This is a genomic window from Nocardioides acrostichi, from assembly GCF_015319165.1.
GTDB lineage: Bacteria > Actinomycetota > Actinomycetes > Propionibacteriales > Nocardioidaceae > Nocardioides > Nocardioides acrostichi.
In genome coordinates, this window is the sequence record NZ_JADIVZ010000001.1 from 161,018 (window position 1) to 186,423 (window position 25,406).

General features: G+C 71.6%; 22 protein-coding genes. 15 read left to right on the plus strand and 7 right to left on the minus strand.

Annotation, left to right across the window (positions count from 1 at the left end; genetic code table 11):
- Positions 1–26 precede the first annotated feature (26 nt).
- Positions 27–200, minus strand: coding sequence for a hypothetical protein (locus tag ISG29_RS00775; RefSeq protein ID WP_194501469.1), 174 nt, complete (start codon positions 198–200; stop codon positions 27–29).
- Between the two features lie 14 nt (positions 201–214).
- On the opposite strand from ISG29_RS00775, the gene ISG29_RS21210 reads away from it, so the two are divergent.
- The gene (locus ISG29_RS21210; protein WP_268927532.1) at positions 215–346 is read left to right on the plus strand and encodes a hypothetical protein; all 132 of its coding nucleotides are present in this window, start codon (positions 215–217) and stop codon (positions 344–346) included.
- A 732-nt stretch (positions 347–1,078) separates the two neighbouring features.
- Here the strand turns inward: ISG29_RS21210 and ISG29_RS00780 are convergent.
- Positions 1,079–2,803 (minus strand): peptidoglycan recognition protein family protein, encoded by a 1,725-nt coding sequence (locus tag ISG29_RS00780; RefSeq protein ID WP_194501470.1) that lies wholly within the window; start codon positions 2,801–2,803, stop codon positions 1,079–1,081.
- A 190-nt stretch (positions 2,804–2,993) separates the two neighbouring features.
- Between ISG29_RS00780 and ISG29_RS00785 the strand changes: the two genes are divergently transcribed.
- The 4 genes from ISG29_RS00785 (at position 2,994) to ISG29_RS00800 (ending at position 10,807) form a co-directional block, all read left to right on the plus strand.
- Positions 2,994–3,740 carry a GTPase domain-containing protein gene (locus ISG29_RS00785; RefSeq protein WP_194501471.1) on the plus strand — a complete coding sequence of 249 codons (747 nt, stop codon included), beginning with the start codon at positions 2,994–2,996 and terminating at the stop codon, positions 3,738–3,740.
- A gap of 5 nt (positions 3,741–3,745) precedes the next feature.
- Entirely contained in the window at positions 3,746–7,684 is a 3,939-nt protein-coding gene (hrpA, locus tag ISG29_RS00790) for an ATP-dependent RNA helicase HrpA (protein ID WP_328827397.1), read from the plus strand.
- Positions 7,685–8,030: 346 nt separating this feature from the next.
- Complete coding sequence (locus ISG29_RS00795; RefSeq protein ID WP_194501472.1) at positions 8,031–9,359, plus strand: MFS transporter; 1,329 nt, start codon at positions 8,031–8,033, stop codon at positions 9,357–9,359.
- Complete coding sequence (locus tag ISG29_RS00800) at positions 9,356–10,807, plus strand: pyridoxal phosphate-dependent decarboxylase family protein (protein WP_328827399.1); 1,452 nt, start codon at positions 9,356–9,358, stop codon at positions 10,805–10,807. Before ISG29_RS00795 ends, ISG29_RS00800 begins: the two co-directional genes overlap by 4 nt.
- 62 nt (positions 10,808–10,869) lie before the next feature.
- On the opposite strand, the gene ISG29_RS00805 is transcribed toward ISG29_RS00800, so the two are convergent.
- Positions 10,870–11,463 carry a hypothetical protein gene (locus ISG29_RS00805; RefSeq protein ID WP_328827401.1) on the minus strand — a complete coding sequence of 198 codons (594 nt, stop codon included), beginning with the start codon at positions 11,461–11,463 and terminating at the stop codon, positions 10,870–10,872.
- A 167-nt stretch (positions 11,464–11,630) separates the two neighbouring features.
- On the opposite strand from ISG29_RS00805, the gene ISG29_RS00810 reads away from it, so the two are divergent.
- From ISG29_RS00810 to ISG29_RS00835, 6 genes are all read left to right on the plus strand, one after another.
- Complete coding sequence (locus tag ISG29_RS00810; protein WP_194501473.1) at positions 11,631–12,728, plus strand: ABC transporter substrate-binding protein; 1,098 nt, start codon at positions 11,631–11,633, stop codon at positions 12,726–12,728.
- Positions 12,729–12,760: 32 nt separating this feature from the next.
- On the plus strand, positions 12,761–13,591 hold the full coding sequence (locus ISG29_RS00815; protein WP_194501474.1) for an ABC transporter ATP-binding protein: 831 nt from the start codon (positions 12,761–12,763) through the stop codon (positions 13,589–13,591).
- Positions 13,591–14,382 carry an ABC transporter permease gene (locus ISG29_RS00820; RefSeq protein ID WP_194501475.1) on the plus strand — a complete coding sequence of 264 codons (792 nt, stop codon included), beginning with the start codon at positions 13,591–13,593 and terminating at the stop codon, positions 14,380–14,382. Before ISG29_RS00815 ends, ISG29_RS00820 begins: the two co-directional genes overlap by 1 nt.
- The gene (locus ISG29_RS00825) at positions 14,379–15,191 is read left to right on the plus strand and encodes an ABC transporter permease (protein WP_194501476.1); all 813 of its coding nucleotides are present in this window, start codon (positions 14,379–14,381) and stop codon (positions 15,189–15,191) included. Before ISG29_RS00820 ends, ISG29_RS00825 begins: the two co-directional genes overlap by 4 nt.
- 228 nt (positions 15,192–15,419) lie before the next feature.
- Entirely contained in the window at positions 15,420–15,890 is a 471-nt protein-coding gene (locus ISG29_RS00830) for a type II toxin-antitoxin system PemK/MazF family toxin (RefSeq protein ID WP_328827407.1), read from the plus strand.
- Positions 15,891–15,944: 54 nt separating this feature from the next.
- Positions 15,945–17,315, plus strand: coding sequence for an ABC transporter substrate-binding protein (locus ISG29_RS00835; RefSeq protein WP_194501478.1), 1,371 nt, complete (start codon positions 15,945–15,947; stop codon positions 17,313–17,315).
- A gap of 24 nt (positions 17,316–17,339) precedes the next feature.
- On the opposite strand, the gene ISG29_RS00840 is transcribed toward ISG29_RS00835, so the two are convergent.
- Both ISG29_RS00840 and ISG29_RS00845 read right to left on the minus strand, forming a co-directional pair.
- The gene (locus tag ISG29_RS00840) at positions 17,340–18,632 is read right to left on the minus strand and encodes a ribonuclease D (RefSeq protein WP_194501479.1); all 1,293 of its coding nucleotides are present in this window, start codon (positions 18,630–18,632) and stop codon (positions 17,340–17,342) included.
- Between the two features lie 7 nt (positions 18,633–18,639).
- Entirely contained in the window at positions 18,640–19,263 is a 624-nt protein-coding gene (locus tag ISG29_RS00845; protein WP_194501480.1) for a DUF3000 domain-containing protein, read from the minus strand.
- A 71-nt stretch (positions 19,264–19,334) separates the two neighbouring features.
- Between ISG29_RS00845 and hemE the strand changes: the two genes are divergently transcribed.
- Positions 19,335–20,396: a uroporphyrinogen decarboxylase gene (gene hemE / locus ISG29_RS00850; protein WP_328827410.1), complete on the plus strand. Its 1,062-nt coding sequence runs from the start codon at positions 19,335–19,337 to the stop codon at positions 20,394–20,396.
- A 14-nt stretch (positions 20,397–20,410) separates the two neighbouring features.
- Here the strand turns inward: hemE and ISG29_RS00855 are convergent, their stop codons facing one another.
- Together ISG29_RS00855 and ISG29_RS00860 are read right to left on the minus strand one after the other, a co-directional pair.
- Entirely contained in the window at positions 20,411–21,412 is a 1,002-nt protein-coding gene (locus ISG29_RS00855; protein ID WP_194501482.1) for a DUF4349 domain-containing protein, read from the minus strand.
- The gene (locus tag ISG29_RS00860) at positions 21,409–22,329 is read right to left on the minus strand and encodes a LysR family transcriptional regulator (RefSeq protein WP_194501483.1); all 921 of its coding nucleotides are present in this window, start codon (positions 22,327–22,329) and stop codon (positions 21,409–21,411) included. The genes ISG29_RS00855 and ISG29_RS00860 overlap by 4 nt, the downstream gene beginning before the upstream one ends.
- Before the next feature lie 378 nt (positions 22,330–22,707).
- Here ISG29_RS00860 and ISG29_RS00865 point away from each other — a divergent pair, with 378 nt between their 5' ends.
- The 3 genes from ISG29_RS00865 to ISG29_RS00875 all read left to right on the plus strand — a co-directional run bounded on the left by ISG29_RS00865 (position 22,708) and on the right by ISG29_RS00875 (position 25,387).
- Complete coding sequence (locus ISG29_RS00865; protein WP_207792622.1) at positions 22,708–22,875, plus strand: hypothetical protein; 168 nt, start codon at positions 22,708–22,710, stop codon at positions 22,873–22,875.
- Positions 22,876–23,048: 173 nt separating this feature from the next.
- The gene (gene sfnG / locus ISG29_RS00870; RefSeq protein WP_194501484.1) at positions 23,049–24,179 is read left to right on the plus strand and encodes a dimethylsulfone monooxygenase SfnG; all 1,131 of its coding nucleotides are present in this window, start codon (positions 23,049–23,051) and stop codon (positions 24,177–24,179) included.
- Positions 24,176–25,387 carry an SfnB family sulfur acquisition oxidoreductase gene (locus ISG29_RS00875; protein WP_194501485.1) on the plus strand — a complete coding sequence of 404 codons (1,212 nt, stop codon included), beginning with the start codon at positions 24,176–24,178 and terminating at the stop codon, positions 25,385–25,387. Before sfnG ends, ISG29_RS00875 begins: the two co-directional genes overlap by 4 nt.
- Positions 25,388–25,406: the final 19 nt, after the last annotated feature.

The window sequence follows — 25,406 nt, forward strand, 5'->3', positions numbered from 1 at the left end:
GATCCCGCGTCGGGCCCGTCTTCGCCTCAGGAGAGCCCGCACCCGGGGGCCGGGCGAGGAGGATGGGCGGCATGGGCGAGCGGAGCCGCGAGCGCGACGCGGCGTTCACCGAGTTCGTGGCGCAGCGGCGCGACCGCCTCTTCCGCACCGCCTACCTGATCTGCGGCGACCCGCACCGCGCGGAGGACGTCGTGCAGCACGCGCTGCGCTCCTCGTGTACGCCGGACCCAGCCGTACCGTCAGCGTCACCGTCGACGGCTCCGACTCCGGCCACACGCCCGGGTTGGGCGAGGTAGACCTCGACGCGGTGCTCGCCTTCGTCACCGACCCGCAGTGGCAACAGTGAGCCGTCCGGTGGTTGAGCCGGGCGAGGCGCTAGCCGAGTCCCGTGCCCACCGGTGGTTGAGCCGGTCGAGCCGCTAGGCGAGACCGTGTCGAAACCCGGTGAGACGAAAGCTGGCGTTGCCTTCACAGTTGCTGGGTTTCGACGCGCTCGTCGCTGGCGCTCCTCGCGGCTCAACCACCGGCGGGGGCGCTCGTCGATTTCGACACGCCTTCGCCTTCGGCATCCGGCGGCTCAATCCACCGGCTGGCGCTCCTCACGGCTCAACCACCGGGGCCATGACGGTGGTTGAGCCGGGCGAGGCGCTAGCCGAGGTTCCCCACCGGTGGTTGAGCCGGGCGAGGCGCTAGCCGAGTCCCGTGTCGAAACCCGGTGAGACGAAGGCTGGCGTTGCCTTCACAGTTGCTGGGTTTCGACGCGCTCGTCGCTGGCGCTCCTCGCGGCTCAACCACCGGCGGGGGCGCTCGTCGATTTCGACACGCCTTCGCCTTCGGCATCCGACGGCTCAATCCACCGGCTGGCGCTCCTCACGGCTCAACCACCGGGGCCATGACGGTGGTTGAGCCGGGCGAGGCGCTAGCCGAGTCCCGTGCCCACCGGTGGTTGAGCCGGGCGAGGCGCTAGCCGAGTCCCGTGTCGAAACCCGGTGAGACGAAAGCTGGCGTTGCCTTCACAGTTGCTGGGTTTCGACGCGCTCGTCGCCGGCGCTCCTCGCGGCTCAACCACCGGGGGCGGCTACTTCGCGAACCGCTGCTGGGTCGTGGCGGGCTGGTAGGCCTTGTCGCCGGTGTAGGAGACGTGCACGATCTTGACGCCGGGCTTGAGGCCGCGTCGTCCGCCCAGCACGACGGCCTTGCCGAGCTTGGCCAACGGCACGGTCTTGGAGCGGTTGCCGGCCTTCACGGTGACCTGACCGTGCGGGTCGCGGTCGATGCCCTGCGGCGATGTCACCGAGACCTTCACGCGCAGCTTGCCGGTGCGGTCGTGGTAGTGGGTGACGACGTCGAGCACGGGCTCGGTCTTGACCCGGCCGGCGTCGAGCACCTGCACCGTGTCGGAGCGGCCCTGGGCCGAGGTGGTCACCCGTACCGAGAGGTCGTGGCCGAGGTCGGCCTGGGTGCACTGGTGCTTCCAGATCGTCTCGCCTCGGAGGGGTTGCCCGTCGCGCAGCCACTGGTAGGCCGTGCGCACCTTCTGGGGGTCATAGGTGCCCCGGCGCGCCTTGAGCATCGTGCCCAGCGCGGCGGAGCCCTCGAGGTGGGCGGGCTTGGTGACGCCGACCGGCTGTGGCGCAGGAGCCGGGCCGTTCATCGCAGCGTAGGTGAGCGAGCGGATGGTCGGCAGCTTCTGGTAGAGCAGGGTGCCGGGGCAGGAGGTGTCGTTGGTGTCGCGGTGGCCGTCGATCACCCGCAGCGTGGCCATCGCGCCCGCGGCGTACTTGTCGCTGCCCTCCGAGCGCACCGTGGTCTTGCCGCGAGGGCGGCGGTGGTACATGTCGAGCTTCCACGCGGCGACCGACGCCACCGAACGCAGCAGCGCCTTCGGGGGTGCCACCTGGTCGAAGTTGCCGATGCAGGAGACGCCGGTCGAGGTGTTGTTGAACCCCAGGGTGTGCGCCCCTCGCACCGGTCGGGTGACGCCGCCGTAGCGGCCCTCCCAGATGCGGCCGAAGCGATCGACCAGGAAGTTGTAGCCGATGTCGGACCAGCCCAGGCTCTTGGTGTGATAGCGGTAGAACGCCCGGATCAACCCGGGCACGTCGGACTTGGAGTAGTCGTTGCCGCTGGCGGTGTGGTGCACGTGCACCTGCTCGATGGTGCTGTTGTAGCGCGGTGATCCGTCGCGCCAGGACTCGTCGGCGCCCCACTGCGCGCGAGTGGCGATCTTCGGCTGCGACACCGGCTGGTCCGTGGAGCTCGGGCGCGCGTCGAGGTGGTTCTCGGAGAGGAAGGCGGCGTCGGCCTCACGCGAGGCCGGGTGCAGCAGCACCAGGTGCAGATCCTTCGGCACCGGGCCGACCGAGCGCACCTGCACCGACCGGCTGGGCCCCACCCACCAGGCGGCGGTGCCCTGGCGGACGACGCGGCCGGCGTCCTCGTCGGGCATGTCGTCGAGCTCGGGCAGACGCACCCAGTCGGTCCAACCGCTCTTGCGGTGGGCGCGGGCCTCGAGGTGTGGGTGCGCATCGGCGTTGCGCCAGGTGAGCGCGAGCATGGAGTACGTCGAAGTGCGCAGCGCTGCGCTGCGCACCTGGCCGTCGCGGTGGCGCAAGGCGATCGGGACGTCGAGGGCGGCGACATCGGAGCCGTCGTCGGCCGAGAGCGTGAGGACGTCGCCGCGTGAGGGTTCGGCGTCCTGCTGGTCGTGCGTGAGTCGGATGCCCGCACCGACGCCGCCGACGGCGACGGCGGCGAGTGCGGAGGCTTTCAGGAGGGAGCGGCGGTTCGTGGGGGAAGACACGGGCTCCATCGTGACACCGAGATTTACTCCGATTCGGGAGGCGCGCCCTGGGTCGGCTCCTCGCTGACCCGTCGCCAATTTTCACGTGACCCGTCACGAGTTTTCGTCTGACCTGCCACGACTTTCGCGCAGTGACCCCTCGAGCAGCGATATGTGACCCCTCGTGCGCACGACCGGTAGCGTCGGGGCGGTGAGTAGGCCCCGTCCCGTCCGTGCTGCCCGGCGTCGTGCCCGCGAGGGTCGCGAGCGGGTGAGCGGGCTGTGGCAGCAGCGATTCCCGACCGTCGCCGTCACCGGCATGACCGGCGTCGGCAAGACCGAGCTGGTCGATGCCCTCGCCGGCCGCCCGGGCGCCTCCACCACCGGTGAGGTCGGGTCGGCGGTGATGGAGCGGCGCGTCGCCCGCGGACGCCGTCTCACCGGCTTCCGCTTCCGGGTCGTGCCCGGCGAGAACGCCGCGACGCGTCTCGGGGCCCTCGATGAGGTGTTCCACGACGTACCCGTCGCGGGTGTGCTGCACGTGGTGGCCGACGGTCTGGCCACCGGACGTCGCCCGGCCGGCACCAGCGGCACCGTCGAGGTCGACCGTGACGAGCAGCGGCAGCGCGAGGTCGACGACTGGGCCGTCACCGCGCACCTGATCGCGGCGATGGCGGTGCGTCGTCCGCGCCCCATCTGGTTGGTCGTCGCGGTCACCAAGGCCGACCTGCTCGAGGATCCCGCCGACGCCGTGCGCCGGTACTCACCCGGCAGCGGTACGCCGTTCGGCGACCGGCTCGACGAGCTGCGCGCGCTGGCCGGCGGAGCGTCGCTCTCGATCGACGTGCTGCCCGTCTGCGCTCGACTGGACGACGACAGCCACGTCGGCGCCGAGCAGCGCGACGCCTGGCTCGAGGCCCTGGAGCGGCGGATGGCACAGCTGTCCGGACACCTGTGAGCCGCGTGGCGTCCGGGGCGGAGCCGTCAGAAACGGAGCCGTCGCCGCTGGAGATCACCTATCCGGATCTGCCGGTCAGCCAGCGCAAGGACGACATCGCCGAGGCGATCCGCGACCACCAGGTCGTCGTCGTCGCAGGTGAGACGGGGTCGGGCAAGACCACGCAGCTGCCGAAGATCTGTCTGGAGCTCGGCCGCGGGCGCCAGACCTGGCACCGCGCCCGCGACGGCAAGAAGCGCCCGCGCGGCGGCCTCATCGGGCACACCCAGCCGCGGCGGATCGCCGCGCGCTCGGTGGCCGAGCGCATCGCCGACGAGCTCGAGCAACCGTCGGGTGACGCAAGCGTCGTCGGCTACCAGGTGCGGTTCACCGACCGCACCAGCGCTGCGACCCGCGTGAAGCTGATGACCGACGGCATCCTGCTCGCCGAGCTCCAGCGCGACCGGATGCTGTGGAAGTACGACACGCTCATCATCGACGAGGCACACGAGCGCAGCCTCAACATCGACTTCCTGCTCGGCTACCTCAAGCAGCTGCTGCCGCGTCGCCCCGACCTCAAGCTCATCATCACCTCGGCCACCATCGACGTCGAGCGGTTCGCCCAGCACTTCGCCGACAGCGACGGCCGGCCCGCCCCGATCGTGGAAGTGTCGGGGCGCACCTACCCGGTCGAGGTGCGCTACCGACCGCTCCTGGAGCTGCCCGAGGACGACGACGAGGGCGAGCCCGTGCAGCGCGACCAGACCGAAGCCGTGGTCGAGGCGGTGCGTGAGCTGGCTGCCGAGGGCCCGGGCGACGTGCTGGTGTTCCTGCCCGGCGAGCGGGAGATCCGGGACACGGCCGAGGCGGTGGAGGAGGCCGCCGCCTCGATGCGCGGCGCCGGCGGCGGGCTCGAGGTGGTGCCGCTCTACAGCCGGCTCTCCGCCGCCGAGCAGCACCGTGTCTTCGCACCCCACACCGGGCGGCGCGTCGTCCTCGCGACCAACGTGGCCGAGACGTCGCTCACCGTGCCCGGAATCCGCTACGTCGTCGACTCCGGCGTCGCGCGCATCTCGCGCTACAGCCTGCGCACGAAGGTGCAGCGACTCCCGATCGAAGCCGTGAGCCAGGCCTCGGCGAACCAGCGCGCCGGCCGGTGCGGCCGGCTCGGGCCCGGCATCTGCGTCCGGCTCTACTCAGAGGAGGACTTCGAGGCCCGTCCGGAGTTCACCGACCCCGAGATCCTGCGCACCAACCTGGCCAGCGTGATCCTCCAGATGCGTTCACTGCGGCTCGGCGACATCGCGCGGTTCCCCTTCGTCGAGCCGCCGGACCGGCGTCAGATCGCCAACGGCGTCCAGCTGCTCGAGGAGTTGGGCGCGATCACGCCGGAGCAGAGCCTCATTCGCTCACACGTGGGGCGAGGACGCAGCGACGACGGCCTGACCAAGACCGGACGACGCCTCGCGCGGCTGCCGATCGACCCGCGGCTGGGCCGGATGATCCTCGAGGCCGACCGGCTCGGCTGCGTGCGCGAGGTGCTGGTGATCGTGGCCGCACTGAGCCTCCAGGATCCACGCGAGCGTCCGGCCGAGCAGCGCGCCCAGGCCGACCAGCAGCACGCCCGGTTCAAGGTCGACGGCTCGGACTTCCTCGCGTGGCTGGAGCTGTGGCGGTATGTGAGGAAGCAGCAACGCGAGCTGTCGTCGTCCGCCTTCCGCCGCCTGTGCAAGCGCGAGTACCTCAACTACCTGCGCATCCGCGAGTGGCAGGACTACGAGTCGCAGCTGCGCACCGTGTGCAAGGAGATGGACGTTCTTGCAGGCCGCCCCGCGGACACCCCCGACGCCGACGGCATCCACCAGGCGCTGCTCTCGGGGCTGCTGTCGCACATCGGCGCGCTGGAGGAGCGGGAGAAGCCGCCGCCGGGGGCCAGGCGCGACAAGAGACCCGGCCCGCGGGAGTACCTGGGCGCCCGCGGCACCCGGTTCGCGATCTTCCCGGGATCGGGCCTGCACCGGGCGAACCCGGGCTTCCTGATGGCCGGCGAGCTCGTCGAGACCTCGCGGCTGTGGGCGCGGCAGAACGCGGCCATCGACCCGGACTGGGTGGAGCGCCTGGCCGGCGACCTGGTCAAGCGGCAGTACTCCGAGCCGCACTGGTCGCGCAAGCGCGCCGCGGTGATGGCGCACGAGCGGGTCACGCTGTACGGCGTGCCGCTGGTGGCCGACCGGCTCGTCGGTTACGGGCAGGTCGACCCGGCTCTCGCCCGCGAGCTGTTCATCCGGCACGGACTCGTCGAGGGCGACTGGGCCGAGCTGGAGTCGGGGCGGCAGAAGTTCTACGCCCACAACACCGCGCTGCTCCAGGAGGCCGCCGAGCTCGAGCACCGGGCACGGCGGCGCGACATCGTGGTCAGCCAGGAGACGCTCTTCGACTTCTACGACGCGCGGCTGCCGACCGAGGTCGTGAGCGGCACGCACTTCCTCACCTGGTGGAAGAAGGAGCGGAGCAAGCGGCCGCGACTGCTCGACTTCGACCCCGACATGCTCACCCACGAGACCGCCGGCCAGGTGAGCGCGGCCGACTTCCCGGAGAGCTGGCAGGGCCCGGACGGCGGGCTCACCTTCTCGATCGGCTACCACTTCGAGCCCGGCGCCGCCGACGACGGCCTCACGATCGACGTCCCCGTGGCGACACTGAACCGAGTCGGCGCCGACGACTTCTCCTGGAACGTGCCGGGGCTGCGCGAGGAGCTGGTGACGGCGCTGATCCGCTCGTTGCCGAAGAACCTGAGGGTCTCGTTCGTGCCCGCGCCCGACCAGGCGCGCACGTTCCTGCGCGACGTGCCGCCCGGGGAGGAGTCGTTGCTGACGGCGCTGGAGCGGTGGTGTCGCTCGACCAAGGGCGTGGTGGTGCCACGTGAGGCGTGGGACTTCTCGAAGATCCCCGCGCACCTGCAGCCGACGTACCGCGTGGTCGACGAGCACGGCCGCGAGCAGGCGCGCGGCAAGGATCTCGAGGCGCTCAAGGCGCCTCTGCGCGGTGAGTTCGACCGGGCGATGACCGACGTGGCCACCGACTCCGGCCTCGCGCGCACCGGCGAGACGACGTGGGTGTTCGCAGAGATCCCGGCCGAGATCACCCAGACCCGCGCCGGCCACGAGGTCACCGCGCACCCGGCGCTGGTCGACGAGGGGGCGAGCGTCGGGCTCGAGGTGGTCGGGTCGGCCGAGGAGGCCGCGGCGCTGCACCGGCTCGGCGTCCGACGCCTCGTGCTGCTCGCGCTCGACGCGGACGGTGACCGGACGACGCGCGCCGTGCTCGACTCCCTCAGCAACGCCCAGAAGCTCGGCCTGGCCGGCTCGCCCTACCCCTCGGTCGCCGCGCTGCTCGACGACTGCCGCACAGCGGTCGCGGGCGAGGCCGTCGACACGCGGCCTCCGGTGCGTGACCAGGCCGGCTTCGAGGCGGTCGTGACCGAGGTCCGCCGCGATCTGGAGGCGCGGGTTCGGGGCGTGCTCGCCGACGTGGTGCGGGTGCTGGAGGCCTGGCGCGGCGCGGATCGGGCGCTCACCGGGCGCACCGACATGGCGATGCTGCCGGCGATGACCGACCTGCGCGCTCAGCTCGATCGGCTGGTGCATGCGGGCTTCGCGGGTGAGGCCGGCCCGACCCGGCTGCGCCGCTACCCGACCTACCTCGCCGCGCTCGTCGTCCGACGGGAGCGATTGGCCGAGGGCGGGGGAGCAGTGGGCCGAGATCGTCAGCTCATGGCGCAGATCGGCGACCTCCAGGACTCTTGGCAGCACGCCGTCGACGCCTTGCCCCCCGGTCGCCCGATGACCGACCGGCTGCGGCAGGTGCGCTGGATGCTCGAGGAGTACCGGATCTCGTTGTGGGCCCAACACCTGGGCACCGCCCATCCGGTCTCGGACCAGCGGATCAGGAAGGTGCTGGGGTGAACTCCCACGAGACCCTCGAGGACGCCGTGAGCCGGCATGTCTCGTAAGTGATCGACGCGGTGCTGGAGGAGGGCGAGCTTCGACGGCTGGAGTCGCGGCTGGGCGCCATCGCGAGGCTTGCTTGGAGAGGAGGAACTCTCCTTGCCGGCGCGGGTGACAGTGAGTGGTGAGACCCCCGTCGGATTCGTTGCGCATCGCGGGGTGGGGGTGGAGTCGCCACTCGACGTCTGCACCGACGGCCTCCAGGTCTTCTGTGGCTGAACTGTTGCCCGGCGTCTCACCCGCACTCGACGACGAGCGATGGCGCGCGCTGCCCCACCACCGGTCCGTCCTCTAGCCTGCCGCCATGGTGACGGCGACCACGGTGGCGCTTCCGCGCGGCGTCCGTGCGGGGTACGGAGCGGGGTCGGTGGCGACGGGTGCCTTCGGCACGGTGCCGGGTCTGATGCTGCTGCCGTACCTCACCGACGAACTGGGGGTGGCTGCGCTGCTGGCCGGCGTCATCGTGTTCGCGCCGAAGGCGTGGGACGTCGTGCTGAACCCCGTCGCGGGCCGCATCAGTGACCGGTCGAGCGATCCGCGCGGGCCGCGGCGCCCGTTCCTGCTCCGCGCCGGTCTCGCGCTGGCCGCTGGGTTCGCGCTGCTGTTCGCGGCGCCGCCCATGCCCCTCGCGGCCGAGACCACCTGGGTGCTGCTGTGCTTCTTGACCTGCGCCACCGCGTACGCGTTCTTCCAGGTGCCGTACGTGGCCATGCCGGCCGAGATCACCGGCTCCTACGACGAGCGCACCCGCCTGATGACCTGGCGGGTCGCGACCTTGGCGTTCACGATCATGCTGGCGGGAGCGACGGCGCCGCTGATCCGAGACGCGGTCGGCGGCCGCGACGGCTACCGGGTGATGGGCCTGGTGATGGCGCTGCTCATCGCGGCCGGTGCCGTCGGCGCCTACCGCGGTACCCGATCGGCCCCCGTCGGCACCATCGAGCCCGGCCCGGGGAGCCTGCGCGACCAACTGCGCGTCATCGCCGGCGCGCGCGACTTCCGATTGCTGCTCGCCACCTTCGTCGTGCAGGCGCTCGCCACCGGCTGCATGCTCGCCGGGGTCGACTACCTGGCCACGAACGTGCTCGACTCGAAAGCTGCCTCGACAACCCTCTTCGTCTGCTTCGTCGGCCCGGCCCTGCTGCTCACCGGCTCCTGGTCGGCGCTCGGCGCCCGCATCGGTAAGCGGCGCGGCTACCTGGGTGCCTCGCTGGTGCTCGCGGTGGGCGCCGCGCTCGCCGTCCTGGCTCGCAGCGCTCCGTCCGGCGTGGTGTTCGCGGCCGTGGCGCTGGTCGGAGTCGGGTACGCCGGCTGCCAGGTGTTCCCGCTCGCGATGCTGCCGGACGCCGCCGCGGTCGACGCCCGACGCACCGGCACGAGCCGCATCGGCGTGTACACCGGCGTCTGGACCGCCGGCGAGACGCTCGGCCTGGCCCTCGGCCCCGGCCTCTTCGCCGTCGTGCTGGCACTCGGCGGCTACCGCTCCAGTGCCGGCGGCGACGTAGCGCAACCCGACTCCGCGCTCACCGCCATCACCCTCGGCTTCTCACTGCTGCCCGCCCTGCTCGTGCTGATCAGTCTGGTCTGGCTGGTCCGCTACTCACTCGACGCATCGGAGGTCGACGCCTCGTGAACACCGACGGCCTGCCAGGAGAACTGCCAGGCGAACTCCACCGCCTACGCGCCCACGACCTGCCGGTGCACACCGGTCACACGCTGGCCTACGTCTTCGACTCCGGACTGCCAGACGTCGACCGAGCGGCCGCCCAGGCGGTGGCGGCGTTCGCGAGCAGCAACGCACTCGACCCCACCGCGTTCCCGAGCCTGCTGGAGATGGAGAACGACCTCGTCGGCTTCGGCCTCTCGCTGGTCGACGCCCCGGAGGGCGCCGTCGGCACCGTCACCTCGGGAGGCACGGAGTCGTGCCTGCTCGCCGTCCAGGGCGCGCGAGACGCGCGCCCTGGCATCACCCACCCCAACATGGTGGTCGCCGAGACCGCTCATCCAGCCTTCCACAAGGCGGCGCACTACTTCGGTGTCGAGGCACGGGTCGTGCCGGTGCGCGAGGACTGCCGGGCCGACCCCGACGCCATGGCCGCGGTCGTGGACGACGACACGGTGCTGCTGGTGGCCAGCGCGCCGTCCTATGCGCACGGTGTGATCGACCCCGTGCCCGAGGTGGCAGCGATCGCGGTCGGGCACGGCATCCGCTGTCACGTCGACGCCTGCATCGGCGGACTCGTGCTGCCCTTCGCCGCTCGCCTCGGCCGGCCGGTGCCGCCCTGGACCTTCGCCATCGAGGGCGTCACGTCGATCTCGGCCGACCTGCACAAGTACGGCTACGCGCCGAAGGGCACCTCGCTGCTGCTGCACCGCAGCGCCGAGGTGCGGCGTCCGCAGCTGTTCACCTGGGCGCGCTGGCACGGCTACCCGATGCTGAACTCCACGATGCAGTCGACCCGCTCGGGCGGCCCGCCCGCGGGAGCGTGGACGGTCGTGCGCGCGTTGGGTGCCGACGGCCTGGAGCGGCTCACCGAGACGACCTTCACCGCCGTCGACCGCATCGTGGCCGAGGTGACGGCGACTCCTGGCGTCCACGTGGTCGCGCCGCCGGACTCCACCCTGGTGGCCATCGGCACCGACGACACCTGCGACCCGTTCACGATCTGCGACGCGATGACTCGCCGCGGGTGGCACGTGCAGCCGCAGTTCTCGTGGGGCGGGCGGCCGCCGACCATCCACCTCTCCGTCAGCGCGGCCACCGCCGCGCACCTCGACGACTTCGCGCAGGCGTGGAGGGCGTCCGTCGCCGAGGCGGTCGCGGCGGGTCCTGTGCAGGTCGACCCCGGCATCGCCGCCTACCTGGGCACGCTCGACCCCGGCACGCTCACGCCGGAGGAGTTCGAGGCACTGCTCGCGGCGGCGGGTATGGGTGCGGACGACGACAGCGTCGGTGCGCCGCTCCCGGAGGACCGCGCCGCGGTCAACGCGCTCATCGAGGTGGCGCCGCCGGCGTTGCGCGAGGCCGTGCTGAAGGCCTTCCTCGATCGGCTCTCACGACCCAGCGGCGGCCTTCTCTAGGTGAAAACTCGTGACGGGTCACGTGAAAACTCGTGACGGGTCACTTGAAAACTCGTGGCGGGTCAGGCGAGGCGGCCGGCCAGCTCGGCGTGACCGGCGGCCTCGAGCTGCTCGGCGAGGTCGAGCATGCGCACGACATCGGCCCCGGCACGCTCGGAGTGCCCGGCCCGGCCGGCGCTGACGACGCGGGCGAAGGCCGCGGCGCGGAGGAGCACGTCGGCGAAGTCGGAGCCGGCGATGCCGCGCAACACCTCGTCGACCATCGTGCGCAGCTGCTCCGGTCCGGGTGGGTCGGCCACGCCCGCCACGACGGTGGCGACATCGGCGCGACCACGGCCCGCCTCGTAGTCTCGGGCGATGCCGACAGGGTCGGCGTGCACGCCCTGGCGCAGCACGAACAGCCGCCACAGCGACCCCGCCAGGGAGTCCGGGGGCGAGCCGGACCACACCTCGGCGATGGCCTCGATGCCCTCGGTGTCGGCCAGGTGCAGCAGCCGGTCCGCGACCTCGTCGTCGGAGGACGCGCGTGCCCCACGCACCAGAAGTGCCGCCGCCCGATCCGCGGCCTCGGACACCAGGGCGGGATCGGTGCCGCCCTCGACGGAGTCGAAGAACGCGACCTCCTTGCGCATCGGCCGGTGGTGCTGACGAGTCACCGGCTCAACGTACGCCCCGGGCAGGGACGCCCGAGGCCCGGCAAGCCGTTACGCCGCTGAAACAGCACGCGCCGTCGTCCGAAACGCTGGTTTCTTAGGTTCTCCACGACTCGGGATGCCGCGAGCCGCCATGGCCCGGCGCGACCCATTCCAGGAGGGAACCCCACATGCGCTTGTCCACCCGCGGCCCACACCGCCGCTCCCTGGCGATCGCCGCCTGCGTCGCGTCGGCCGGCCTCGTGCTCGCCGGCTGCGGCTCGTCGTCCGACGACTCCGACGCCGCCTCGAGCGACTCCTCCGCGAGCAGCGGGTCCGCGGACTTCGGCGAGATCAGCGTGCAGTTCAGCTGGATCAAGAACGCCGAGTTCGCCGGCGAGTTCCTCGCCGACGACAAGGGCTACTACTCCGACGCCGGCTTCTCGAAGGTGAACTTCCTCGCCGGCCCCGTCGCCCAGGAGGAGATCGTGGCCACCGGCAAGGCCGAGTTCGGTCTGAGCAACGCGGTCTCCACCGCCTCTGCCATCGCGAACTCCGGCTTCCCGCTCAAGATCGTCGGCGCGACGTACCAGAAGAACCCGTTCTCCATCCTCTCCCTCAAGGACAAGGGCGACATCGAGACCCCGCAGGATCTTTGCGGCAAGAAGATCGGTGTGCAGGACCCGAACCTCAGCCTCTTCAAGGCGTTCCTGGCGGCCAACGACGTCGACGAGAGCTGCCTGACGATCGTGCCGAACTCCTTCGACGTCTCCCCGCTGGAGGACAAGAAGATCGACGGCCTGGTCGCCTACCTGACCAACGAGTCGCTGCTGGTCAAGGGCCACGGCTTCGACACCGTCGACCTGCCCTTCGCCGACAACAACCTGCCCTTCGTGGCCGAGACCGTCATCACGACCGACGACATGATCGCCGAGCACCCCGACGAGGTGGAGGCGTTCCTCAAGGCCGAGGTCGAGGGCTGGAACGACGCCTGCGACGGCGAGGCGGGCTACAAGGCCGGGGCCGAGCTGGCCGTCGACACCTACGGCAAGGACATCGACCCGCCGCTGGAGCTGAAGAAGGAGGTCGAGCAGGCCCAGCAGCAGTGCGAGCTGCTCGTGAAGACCCCGGAGACCGACGAGAACGGCATCTTCACCATGAGCGACTCGATGATCCAGGACAACCTCACGTCGCTGAAGGCCGCCGGCATCGACATCTCCGCCGACGACCTCTTCGACACCTCGTTCATCGACAAGGTCTACGAGGACGACCCGTCGCTCAAGGGCTGACGGCACTCCCGACGGAGGACTGATCTCGGCTCATGACTGAGACGACAACGCAGACGCCGGTCCCGGATGACTCCGGCAGCACCGGGACCGGCGTCCGTATCGAACATCTGGGCAAGACCTTCAAGGTAGGTCGCAAGAGCGTCACCGCGCTCGACGACGCCACCTTGTTCACCGACCAGGGCAGCTTCCTCTCCCTGCTCGGGCCGTCGGGCTGCGGCAAGTCGACCATCCTGCGCATCCTCGCCGGCCTCGAGAAGCCGTCGGCAGGCACCGCGCTCGTCGACGGCAAGACGCCGGAGGAGCTGCGTCGCGACCACGAGCTCGGCATCGCGTTCCAAGACTCCGCCCTGCTGCCGTGGCGCAGCGTGGAGTCCAACATCCGACTGCCGTTCCAGGTCTCCGGTGAGAAGCCGGACGACGCACTCGTCGCCGAGCTGATCGCGCTCGTCGGCCTCCAGGGTTTCGAGAAGGCCAAGCCGGGCCAGCTCTCCGGCGGCATGCGACAGCGGGTGAGCATCGCCCGGTCGCTGGTCGTGAAGCCGAGCGTGCTGCTGCTCGACGAGCCGTTCGGCGCGCTCGACGACATGACCCGTCAGCGGCTGAACCTGGAACTGCTGCGCATCTGGACCGAGAAGCCGGCGACCACCCTCATGGTCACCCACGGCATCTCGGAGGCGATCTTCCTCTCCGACCAGGTCGCGGTGATGAGTCCGCGACCGGGGCGCATCAAGGAGGTCATCACGGTCGACCTGCCGCGCCCGCGCACCCCGGAGATGATGCGCACCCCGGAGTTCCACGCCCTGCACGACCACGCCTCCGACCTGCTCTTCGGTGCGGGCGGCGCCGCGGTGGGTGAGGACTGATGGCGCTCACCTTGAGCCCCGAGCGCGCCCGCACGGTCGGCACCGGTGCCGCCGCGATCGTCGTCGTGGTCACGGCGTGGTGGGTGCTCGCGGCGACCGTGCTGGCGCCGTACCAGATCCCGACGCCGGGGGAGATCCTCGCCAAGGCCCACGACCGTGGCTTCGGGTACTACCGCTCCACGTTCGCCGTCACGCTGCACGAGGCGAGCAGGGGCTATCTCTACGGCGTCGCGATCGCCCTCGGCCTGGCGGTGCTGGTGCTGCTGGTGCCGTGGCTGGAGCCGCTGGTCATGCAGTTCGCGGTGGTCACCTACTGCCTGCCGATCGTGGTGCTCGCGCCGATCCTCATCATCCTGCTCGAGACGGCGACGAGCACCTCGCCGACCGCCACCGCCCTGGCCGGGCTGTCGGTGGTGTTCACGACCGTGGTCGGTGCGATCCTCGGGTTCCGCTCCGCCGACAAGGCCAGCCTCGACGTCGTGTCGGTGTACGGCGGTGGCCCCTGGCAGCAGTTCCGGCGAGTGCGTCTGGTCGCGTCGTTGCCCGCCCTCTTCACCACCCTCCAGATCGCCGCACCCGCGGCGTTCCTCGGCGCGCTGCTCGGCGAGTGGTTCGACCGCCACCTCGAGGTCGGCGTCGGCCCCTCGCTGTACCTGGCGATGAACAACCGTGAGACGGCGCTCGCCTGGTCGCTGGGGCTCGGCTGCGCCCTGGTCTCCGGTGTGGCCTACGCCGCCATCGGGCTGGTCGCCAAGCTGCTGGCCCCCTGGTCGAGCGGGGTCGCGCGATGAGGGCCGTGGCACTGCTGCGGCCGGTGCTGACACTCGTGGTCGCGGCGCTCTGCCTGCTCGTGGGGTGGGCCGTGCTGCTGCACGTCAGCCAGGCCGCCGACTTCACCGTGCGTCGTCCGCAGCAGGTGCTCGACCTGCTGGTGCACAACAGCGAGGTGCGCAACGTCGACGGCGACGAGGTGCACGTGTGGTCGGCCGTCCTGCCGCCACTGCTGCGCACGCTCTACGACGCCGGCATCGGTTTCGCGGCCGGTCTCCTCGCCGCCACGGCCATCGCCACCGCGACCTATCTCTCCAAGGGGGTCGAGGCGGCCACCATGCCGGTCGCGATGATCGTGCGCACGGTGCCGCTCGTCGCCCTCGCCCCCGTCATCACCCTGGTCTTCGGCAACGGTTTCGCCACCGTGGCCGTCATGAGCGGCATCGTGGTGCTGTTCCCGGCGCTGGTGAACATCTCGTTCGGACTGCGCTCGGTCTCGGCCCAGATGCAAGACGTCGTGACCGTGTACGGCGGGAGCCGGCTCGACGTGCTGCGGCGGGTGGCCTACCCCTCGGCGCTGCCGGCGGCCTTCGCCGCGATCCGGATCTCGGTGCCGGGCGCCATCACCGGCGCGCTGATCGCGGAGTTCTACACGACCACCGACTCGGTGGGCAAGACGGTCAACCAGGCCCTCGCGCTCTACCTCTACGACCTGGTGTGGTGCCTGCTCGTGGTGACGACGCTGGCCTCGGTGCTGCTGTTCGTGGCGGCCCAGCTCGCGGAGCGGATGGTGCTCACCGCGTTCGGCATGGACAAGGCCCTGAGCTGACCCGCATCCCGACCGAGCGGTGGTCGACGCAAGGTGTGAACCACCGCACGGCACCCTTGAGCTGACGCCTCCCGGGCCTAGACTCATACGGGTGCGCCGGGTCGTGGCAGCCCCGGGTCCCAACATCAGCCGCTACGAGCGGCCACGCGCCGTGAGGCGCTCCCGGCCCGGCGCACCTCCACCCCGGGCGAGCCGCGGGTGACCCCGGTCACGCCCTACCCTGGCGAGGTGGTGGTAGGAGAGGGCCGGGTCGCTCGTCGGCTGCGTCGACGCGTGGGCCAGGCGGCCGCACGCGTCACCCGCGGGCTGCGCGTCAGCTACAACCCGCGCACCGACGGCAAGCCCGACCCCGGCGAGGTCGTGTGGGCCTGGGTGCCCTACGAGGAGGACGCCGGCCGGGGCAAGGACCGCCCCGTGCTCGTCATCGCCCGCGATCGCAAGAATCTCTACGGCCTCATGCTCACCAGCCAGGACCACGACCGCGACGCGGCCCAAGAGGCGCACTGGGGCCGGTACTGGCTCGACATCGGCTCGGGTGGTTGGGACCGTGAGGGGCGGCCCAGTGAGGTGCGGCTGGACCGACTGATCCGGCTGGCCCCCGACGACGTGCGACGCGAGGGGGCAGCGCTCGACCGGCCACGTTTCGACCGGGTCGTGGGCGCCGCGAGCCGCCACCTCGACCTCGAACGACCCCGGTAGGGTGGCGCGGGCGCACGCGACGGGTCGTGCGCGACCCGACCAGGAGGAATGGGCGTGAGAACGTCGATGCGCGCGGTGGCCGCAACCGCGGCCTTGCTGCTGGTCGCCGGGCTCGGCGCCTGCTCCGACGAGGGCAACGGCTCCACGCAGCCCAGTGCGTCGCCGTCCACCTCGGCCCCGCCGGCCGAACCCGTCGACCTCACCCTCGGGATGTTCGGTTCGAAGGCCGAGCTGGCGCCCTACCGTGACCTGGTCGAGCAGTACAACGCCATGACACCCGGCGTCACCGTCACGCTGCGCACCTGGCGCACGCCGACGGCCGCCGAGAAGGCGCTGAGCGGCAACGACGCACCCGACGTCTACCTCGCCGCCCGACGCGACCTGCCGCGACTCATCGAGGACAACCTCAGCCGCCCGGTCGACGAGCTGCTCGACGAGCGCTTCGTCGACTTCGGCGACGACTACTCCCGGGCCGCCCTCGAGGCGTTCTCGGAGAGCGCCCGGCTCCAGTGCATGCCCTACGGCGTCGAGCCGCAGGTCATCTACTACAACACCGACCTCATCGACTTCGACCGCATGAACAAGCGCGGGCTCGACGCTCCGAGCGACCACAAGCGCTGGTCGTTCGAGCAGTTCGCGGCCGCCGCGCAGTTCGCCACGCGTCCGCGGCGCGACACGCGCGGCGTGTACGTGAGTCCCACGATCGAGGGTCTGGCCCCGTTCATCTACTCCGGTAGCGGGCAGCTGTTCGACTCCACCGACGACCCGACCTCGCTCGCGTTCTCCTCCGGCGGCACCCAGAGCGCCTTGGAGCGGACCCTGCCGCTGTTGCGCAACGGGGCTCTGACCCTCACCGAACGGCAGCTGTCTCGAGCGAGTCCGCTCACGTGGTTCGAGCGCGGTCGCCTCGGGATGATCGCCGGCGACCGCTCGCTGGTGCCGCAGCTGCGCAAGGTCGAGGGGCTGCGCTTCGACGTCATGCCGATGCCCACTCTCGACTCCTTCACCACCACCGGCGACCTCACCGGGCTGTGCCTCAACCCCGCTGCGCCCTCGATCGGTGCGGCGGCCGACCTGCTGGTGTACCTGATCTCCGACGACGCTGTGAGCACCGTGGTGCGCACCGGCTACCTCCAACCGGCCAACCAGAAGGTGGCGCTCAGCGACGCCTTCCTCCAGGTGAACCGTGAGCCCCTCAACGCCCAGGTGTTCACCGGGTCGGTGCGCTACCTCAAGCTGCCGCCGCTGCTGAGCACGTGGAACCGGCTGCACCGCGCCGTCGACACCGAGGTGGCAGACCTCGTGAACGACCCAGGCTCGATCGACCTCGACGCCGTGACGAGCCGCATCGACGAAGAGTCGCAGCGGGTGCTGTCGCCCGAGAGCGCCAGCGAGAGCCCCTCGCCGAGCGCCTCCGGCGAGTAGCGACTCCGGCGAGTGCCGCCGGGGTCAGCTCGTGGTCTCCTCGCCGGGCTCGCGCTCGGAGGCCAGGATCGCGGCGGTGATGATCGGCGCCGTGATCTCGATCTGCCACGGGCGCGCGCCGTACTCGGCCAACCGCTCGGCGACGGCCGCGGGCAGTCGCTCGGGATCCCGGGTGCTTGGCGGCTTCCACAGCACGCGGCGCAGGTAGTCGGGGGTGAGCACGTTCTCCACCGGCAGGTGGTGCTGCTCGGCGTACGCGGCGACCTCGGGGCGCGCACGCTCGAGACGGCGCGCGGCCAGGGGATCCTTGTCGGCCCACGCTCGTGGTGCCGGCGGCGCGTCGGTGCGCGGAGTGCGGGTGGGCAGGTCGTCCTCGGGCAGATCGGCCACGGCACGCAGTGCGGAGACCCAGGTGGAGGCGTAGCGCTCGGCGCCGCGACCGTGGAATCCCTTGAGTCCCAGCAGGGCGTTGCGGTCCGTGGGCATCGCGCCCGCGGCGGCCGTGATCGCGGAATCGGGGATGATCCGGCTCGGGGTCACGTCACGCTTCTGAGCGAGGGAGTCGCGCGCCTCCCACAAGGCCCGGACGGCGCCCAGCCCGCGGCGTCCGCGCACCCGATGCAGCCCGGACGTGCGACGCCACGCCTCGGCTCGTTCGGCCGGCACGAAGTGGCACAGCGCGGCGAATTCCTGCTCGGCCCACTCCTGCTTGCCGGCCTCGACGAGCTCGGCGGCCAGGATGTCGCGCAGCTCGACGAGCACCTCGACGTCGAGGGCGGCGTACTCCAGCCAGGGCCGGGGCAGCGGCCGGGTCGACCAGTCGACGGCCGAGTGCTCCTTCTTCAGGCGGCGCCCCAGGAGCTCCTCGACCAAGGTGGCGAGGCCGACCTTGGGATATCCGAGCAGGCGACCGGCCAGCTCGGTGTCGAAGAGTCGGTGCGGGGTCAGGCCCTCGGCGCCCAGACAGGGGAGATCCTGGGTGGCGGCGTGCAGGATCCACTCGGTCTCGCCGAGAGCCTCCTGGAGCGGTGCCAGGTTCTCGAAGGGCACCGGGTCGAGCAGCCAGGTGCCCGCACCCTCGCGGCGCATCTGGATGAGGTAGGCCCGGTTGGAGTAGCGGTAACCCGAGGCCCGCTCGGCGTCGAGGGCGAGCGGGCCGGACCCAGCGGCGATCGCGGTACACAGGCGCGCGAGGCCCTGGTCGGTGTCGATGACCTCGGGCAGCGGGTCGCGGAGCTCGAGCAGGGGCGCGGGCTCGGGCTCGGGCGTGGTCTCGCCGGGCTCCTCGGGTGAGGCGGGCGCGGTGTCCTGGGACATCGGCGGGTCAGTGTCCGCGCTGGCCGCGTCGGCTGGGCATCATCGCCACGCCGTCGGGCACCGGTGACAGTCCGCCGGTCATGCAGAGCAGGTCGGCCCAGGCGCCCACGTGGGGTTCGAGGTCGGGTGTGCCGAGGCCGTCGGCGGCGAGGGGGGTCCACGAGGCGCGGATCTCGACCTGCACGGTGAGCGGCTCGTCGTCCATGCCACCGAAGCTCTCGGTCGTGATGCGCGTGACGGTGCCGGACTCGGCGGTCCAGGCGGCGCCATGGCTCTCGAGGTGCTCGGTGAGGATGCTCCAGGTGGCCGAGCCGACCATGTCGTCGCCTGCGAGCTCGGACTCGACCTCGGCCCGGGCGTAGGCCACGCAGCGGAACGTGCCCTCCCAGGTGTCGTTGCCCGCCGGGTCGTGGAGCAGGATCAACCGCCCGGTCGCGAGCTCGTCGTGCTCGACCACGACGTCGGCCGACACGGCGTAGGACCACGGGGCGATGCGCTGGGGGGCGGGCATCTGCTCGCACACGATCTCGGGTCGCAGCCGGGCGCGCTGCATGGCGGTGACAGCCTCCCGGAACTCCGCAGGCGGAGTCGGGGCGCCCGCGGAGGGGCGCATCTCCTGGCGCGCGACCATGGGGCCACCCTAGGCGTCGGCGTGTCGCGCAGATGTGCGAACACGCCGACCGACCTGCAACCCTGTGCCCCGTGGAGCCATCGGACGCCGCCCCCTCACCTGCTGCGCGCACGGCCGGCAGCGCGTTCCTGCGGGCCGCGCGCGGTGAGTCGGTGCCGCACACGCCGGTGTGGTTCATGCGCCAGGCGGGCCGTTCGCTGCCGGAGTACCTCGCGATCCGCGAGGGCGTCGGCATGCTCGAGTCGTGCATGGATCCCGAGATGGTCGTCGAGATCACCATGCAGCCGGTGCGCCGCTACGGCGTCGACGCCGCGATCTTCTTCTCCGACATCGTGCTGCCGCTCAAGGCCGTCGGTGTCGACCTCGACATCAAGCCGGGCATCGGGCCGGTCGTGGCCCACCCGGTGCGCACGCTGGCCGACGTCGAGGCCATCCCCGACCTGACGCCCGACCACGTCGGGTTCATCACCGAGGCCGTGCGGGGGCTGGTGGGCGAGCTCGGCGCCACCCCGCTCATCGGCTTCGCCGGCGCGCCGTTCACCGTGGCCTCCTACCTGGTCGAGGGCGGTCCGTCGAAGGAGCACGCCAAGACCAAGGCGATGATGTTCGGCGCTCCCGACGTGTGGGCCGCGCTCATGGCCAAGATCGCGGGCATCGCCGGCGCCTACCTGGAGGTGCAGGTCGCGGCCGGTGCCGGCGCCGTCCAGCTCTTCGACTCCTGGGCCGGCGCGTTGACCCCCCGTGACTACGCCGAGCACGTGCAGCCGTGGTCGCGCCAGGTGCTCGAGCGGGCCGGTTCGCTGGGTGTGCCGCGCATCCACTTCGGCGTGGGCACCTCGAACCTGCTGGACCTCATGGGCGAGGCCGGCGCCGACGTCGTGGGCGTCGACTGGCGCACGCCGTTGGAGCGCGCGATCCCGGTCGTCGGCGACCGCGCCGTGCAGGGCAACCTCGACCCGACCCTGGTCTTCGCCCCCACCGAGGTGATGACCGCCCGCGCCGCGGAGATCCTCGACGCCGGCCGTGCCGCCCGCGGCCATGTCTTCAACCTCGGCCACGGCGTCATCCCGAGCACCGACCCCGACCAGCTCGCCCGCCTCGTCGACTTCGTGCACTCCTACCCGCTCGACTGATTCCTCATCCAGGCTCAGTCGGCGGCCGGGGCAGGGCCTGCGAGGCGCGGCCGACGGCGTCGCACGATGACCCAGGCAGGCACGCCGAGCAGCAGGGCGAGCACGCCGAAGGGCAGCACCGCGCCGGCCACGGTGGCCAGCCCGATCGCCAGCCCGGTGAACGCGTGCCAGCCGGAGTCCAGACCGGCCAGGAACCCGGACTCGTCGGTCTCGACCGGCATCGGTTTCGCGGCACCGATGCGCTCGAGGTGCACCGTGATCGTCGACATCGAGGTCTGGTCGGCGAGATAGGCCCGGTGGCGCAGCAGGGTGTTGAGCTTGGCCTCGCGCTGGGTCAGCTCGTTCTCCACCGACACCACGTCACGGATCGAGCCGGCCCGGTCGAGGAGGGTCTCGATGCGGTCGATGCTGGCCCGCTGCACCCGGATCCGCACGCCGGTGTCGACGACCTGGCCCGTGACGTCCTCCGACGTACTCGTCGAAGACTCCAGCGTGGCGACCTTCTCCAGAGCGTCCATCGCCTCGGTGAAGTCCTTGCTCGGGATCCGCAGCACCAGCCGGGAGCGCCGCACCTGGCCGTCGTCGTCGGTCTCGGTGTCGCTGTCGGTCACGCTGCCGGCGAAGCGGTCGACGATCTTCTGCACCTCGAACCGGGCGTCGCCGACGTCCTTGGCGCGCAGACCCACCGTTCCCGTCGAGATGATGGCCGGCTGCAGGGCTGTGCTCGCGGCCTGGGCGCTCGTCGTGTCGGCGTCGAGGGTGTCGGACGTCGAAGCGGCGGCCGATCCGGCGACCGAGCCGTTGGCGCGAGCCTGCTCGAGGGAGTTCGCGGGCGCCTGAGCCAGATCGCGCGAGGCGCGTGCGTCGGAGCTGTTCACCGACGAGTCGGATGCCGCGGAGTCGGCGCTCTGGTCGCTGCTGCACGCGGCACCGCAGAGTGCGAGAACGGCGGTGGTGGCGGCGCCGAGGAGCAGACGCCGAGTGCGGGTTGAGCCGGGGCGGGAGGTCGGGTTCATGCGGCTGTGACGGGCGGCTCGTCCTTCCGGTTCCGCGCCTCGCGCACCAAGAGGCCGGCCAGCGCACTCACGGGTGCTGACGTGGGGGCTCCCGCCCGGTGGCGCATCGTGAGTCGCACCTCCGGGGCGGACGATCCGGCCAGGGGCCGCGTGACGATGTGGCCAGCGCGGTGCATGGGGTCGCCCAGCACGCTGAAGTCCGGCAGCAGCGCTCTGCCCAGTCCGCCGCCGACCATCACCTTGCCCATCTCCGCACCGTCCGCGTGGTGACACACCGCGGGCAGACGGCCGCCGAGGAGCGACAGCGCGACCCGGTGCATCAGATAGCCCTGGCGCATGGCGACGAACGGTGCGTCGTGCAGCGCGTCGAGCTCGACGTCGGGCTGCGCGGCGAGGGGGTCCTCGCCGGCGAGTACCGCGACCGTCGCGCCGCGCACCAGGACGGTCTCGGCCAGGCGGTGGGGGAGGCGTGCTTCGTCGGCGACGGTGACCAGACCCATGTCGAGGGATCCGTCGAGGAGCGCCTCGTCGATCTCCTCCTGCTGGAGGGCACAGATCTCCACCGTCGTCTCGGGGGTGGCCTCCTGGAAGGAGCGGACGGCGGGGGCGAGGAGAGTACCCGTCGCCACGCCCACGGTGCCCACTCGTAGGGTGCGCAGGGTGGCGGTGGCGTCGCCCGCCGCGCACCGCATGCGCTCGACCGCGTCGAGCACCTCGAGCAGGTGGGGCATGAGCTCCTGGCCCTGGCGGCTGATCCTGCTGCCGGAGCGACGGCGGTCGACCAGGGTCACGCCGAGTTCGCGCTCCAGCTTGGTCAGCGCCTCGCTCAGCGCGGGCTGGGAGAGATGCAGTTGCTCGCCGGCGCGGCGCAGCGATCCGTGACGGGCGACGGCCTCGACGTACTCCAGTTGTTCCATGCGCACTGGGTGTCCTGGTCCTCTCCGGGTGGTGATCGGTCGTGCCTGGCGGCTCTGGTCGGCAACGGGCCGTGACGCAGCACCGCGACCGGCGACAAAAGACGACTATATCTATAGACATACAAGACTTTTGCGTCCAGGGAAGAGAACTCCATGACCACCAGTACTGCTTTCCTCCGACCCGGCCGGGGGTGCTGCCTCGGCCGGGTCGGGTGAGGTGTGGGGCGAGGTCGCACGCGAGGTTGCCACCCGGCTCGCTGCGGACGCCCTCGTGCGCGATCGCGCCAATCGGCCGCCGCACGCCGAGGTGCAGCTGCTCAAGGAGAGTGGGCTCGCCACCCTGCTCGGCCCTGTCGAGCACGGCGGAGCCGGCCAGCCGTGGAGTGTCGCACTGCGCGTCGCTTGGCCCTGGATCGGCACTGGCGCAACGCCCGCACGGTCGCCTCGCATAACCCGCGCATCCTCAAGGCGCGCGTGGTGGGGGCCGACCTCGTGAACGGCACCGCGCCGCCGCTCGCGTGGGCGGTCGGGGCCACTCGTCGATGACGCCGACCCACGAGAGGTGTGGTTCCGAGAGGGGGTGATCGGTGTTGCCGATCACCCCCTCGGCCGGTCCGCGCGTGCCCGATGCGGAGGAGGGGTCGGCGTCGCGCTAAAGTCGTTTAAGTCAAGTAAGTTAGTCGTGTTTGACCCTCCCCTCACGAAAGGCACCACGAGTCATGACCGCCTCCTTCGCGCCGTCCTCGCGCGAGCCGCAACCCCTCCGCTTCGCCTACTGGGTTCCCAACGTCAGCGGCGGCCTGGTCGTCAGCACCATCGAGCAGCGCACCGACTGGTCCTTCGAGTACAACCGCACCCTGGCCAGACTGGCCGAGGACAACGGCTTCGACTACGCCCTGACCCAGGTGCGCTACATGGCCTCCTACGGCGCGGCCTACCAGCACGAGTCCACCGCGTTCTCGCTCGGCCTGCTGCTGGCCACCGAGCGGCTGAAGGTCATCTCGGCGATCCACCCGGGTCTGTGGCACCCGGGCGTGCTCGCCAAGTGGATCGCCACGGCCGACCACCTCTCCGGCGGCCGCGCCGCCATCAACGTCGTGAGCGGCTGGTTCAAGGACGAGTTCACCAAACTCGGCGAGCCCTGGCTCGAGCACGCGGAGCGCTACCGCCGCGCGGAGGAGTTCATCCGCTACGTGCGCGAACTCTGGACCAGCGAGCACGCCGAGCTGTCCGGCGACTTCTACCGGCTGCACGACTTCGACCTCAAGCCCAAGCCCCTCGCCGGGCCGGGCCGGCCCCATCCCGAGATCTTCCAGGGCGGCAACTCCACCGACGCCCGCGGCATGGCCGGCCGCGTGAGCGACTGGTACTTCGCCAACGGCAACACGCCCGAGGGCATCGCCGAGCAGATCCACGACGTCAACGACGTGGCCGCGGTGCACGGCCGGGTCGGCGCCGTCCGCTTCGGCGTCAACGGGTTCATGGTGGCGCGCGACACCGAGGCCGAGGCGCGCGAGGTGCTGCGCGAGATCGTCGACAAGGCCGACCGCGAGGCCGTCGAGGGCTTCGGCTCGGCGGTCACCCAGGCCGGCCGCTCCACCGCAGACGGCAAGGGCATGTGGGCCGACTCCGACTTCTCCGACATGGTGCAGTACAACGACGGGTTCCGGACCGGCCTGATCGGCACGCCCGAGCAGGTGGCCGAGCGGCTGCTCACCTACAAGCGCCTCGGTGTCGACCTCATGCTGCTCGGCTTCTTGCACTACCACGAGGAGGTCGAGTACTTCGGCCGCGAGGTGCTGCCGATCGTGCGCGAGATGGAGGCCGCGGAGCTGGAGCGTGTCGGATGAGCGCCGTCACCGTCTTCGAGAGCACCGACACCGTGCCCGTGCTCACCGCGGACGACGCCGTTCGTGCCGCGCAGCGGCTCTCGGCCGAGCTGGCCACCGGCGCCGCTCTGCGTGATGCCGAGCGACTGCTCCCCGCCCGCGAGATCGACCTCCTGCGTCGCTCCGGCCTGCTGGCGATCACGGTGCCGGCCTCGCTCGGTGGGGCGGACCTGCCCACCGAGGTGGTGGCGGAGGTGTTCCGGCTGCTCGCGGAGGGCGACCCCAGCGTCGCGCAGATCCCCCACAGTCACTTCGTCTACGTCAACCTCCTGCGAGTCAACGGCACCCCGGCGCAGCGCGAGACGGTGCTCGGCGACGTGCTGTGCGGGGCCCTGATCGGCAACGCGCAGTCGGAGCTGCGCAGCAAGCACGCGCGCGACCACGCCACGACCCTCCACCCGCGCCCCGACGGCGACTGGACGCTGTCGGGCGAGAAGGCGTACTGCACCGGTGCCCTGTTCGCCGACTGGGTTCCCGTGCTCGCACACAAGGGGCCGGGTGGTCCGAAGCAGGCGGCGTGGGTGCGGCGCGACGACCACGGCGTCCGGGTGGTCGACGACTGGGACGGCATGGGGCAACGCACCACCGCCTCGGGGCGGGTGCTGCTCGACTCGGTGCGCGTGGACGAAGCCCTCCTGACGCCCTACCCGACGTTCGAGGGCCCGCAGACCTACGGCGCGTTCGCGCAGGTGCTGCACGCCGCCCTGGACGCCGGCATCGCCCGCGCCGCTCTCGGCGAGGCGGCCCGCTTCGTCACGACGAAGAGCCGGCCCTACCCCGACGCCGGGGTCGAGCGCCACGCCGACGACCCGCTCGTCGTGCACGCGTTCGGGGAGATGGAGGTCGCCGTCCGCGGCGCCGAGGCGCTGGTCGCGGAGGCCGCCCGCGCCGTCGACCGGGCCAACGCCCGCCTCACCGCCGACACGGCGGGCGAAGCGTCCCTGGCGGTCGCCGCGGCACGCGCGGCCACGACGACGGCATCGGTCGACGTCTCCTCACGCCTCTTCGAGGTGGCCGGAACCCGAGCGGCGCTGGACCGGCTCAACCTGCACCGGCACTGGCGCAACGCCCGCACCCACACCCTGCACGACCCCGCCTCGTGGAAGGTGCAGCACCTGGGCCGCTGGGCGGTCGACGGCGTGCTGCCACCGAGCCACGGCCAACTCTGACCCTTCCCCCTCACGAGAG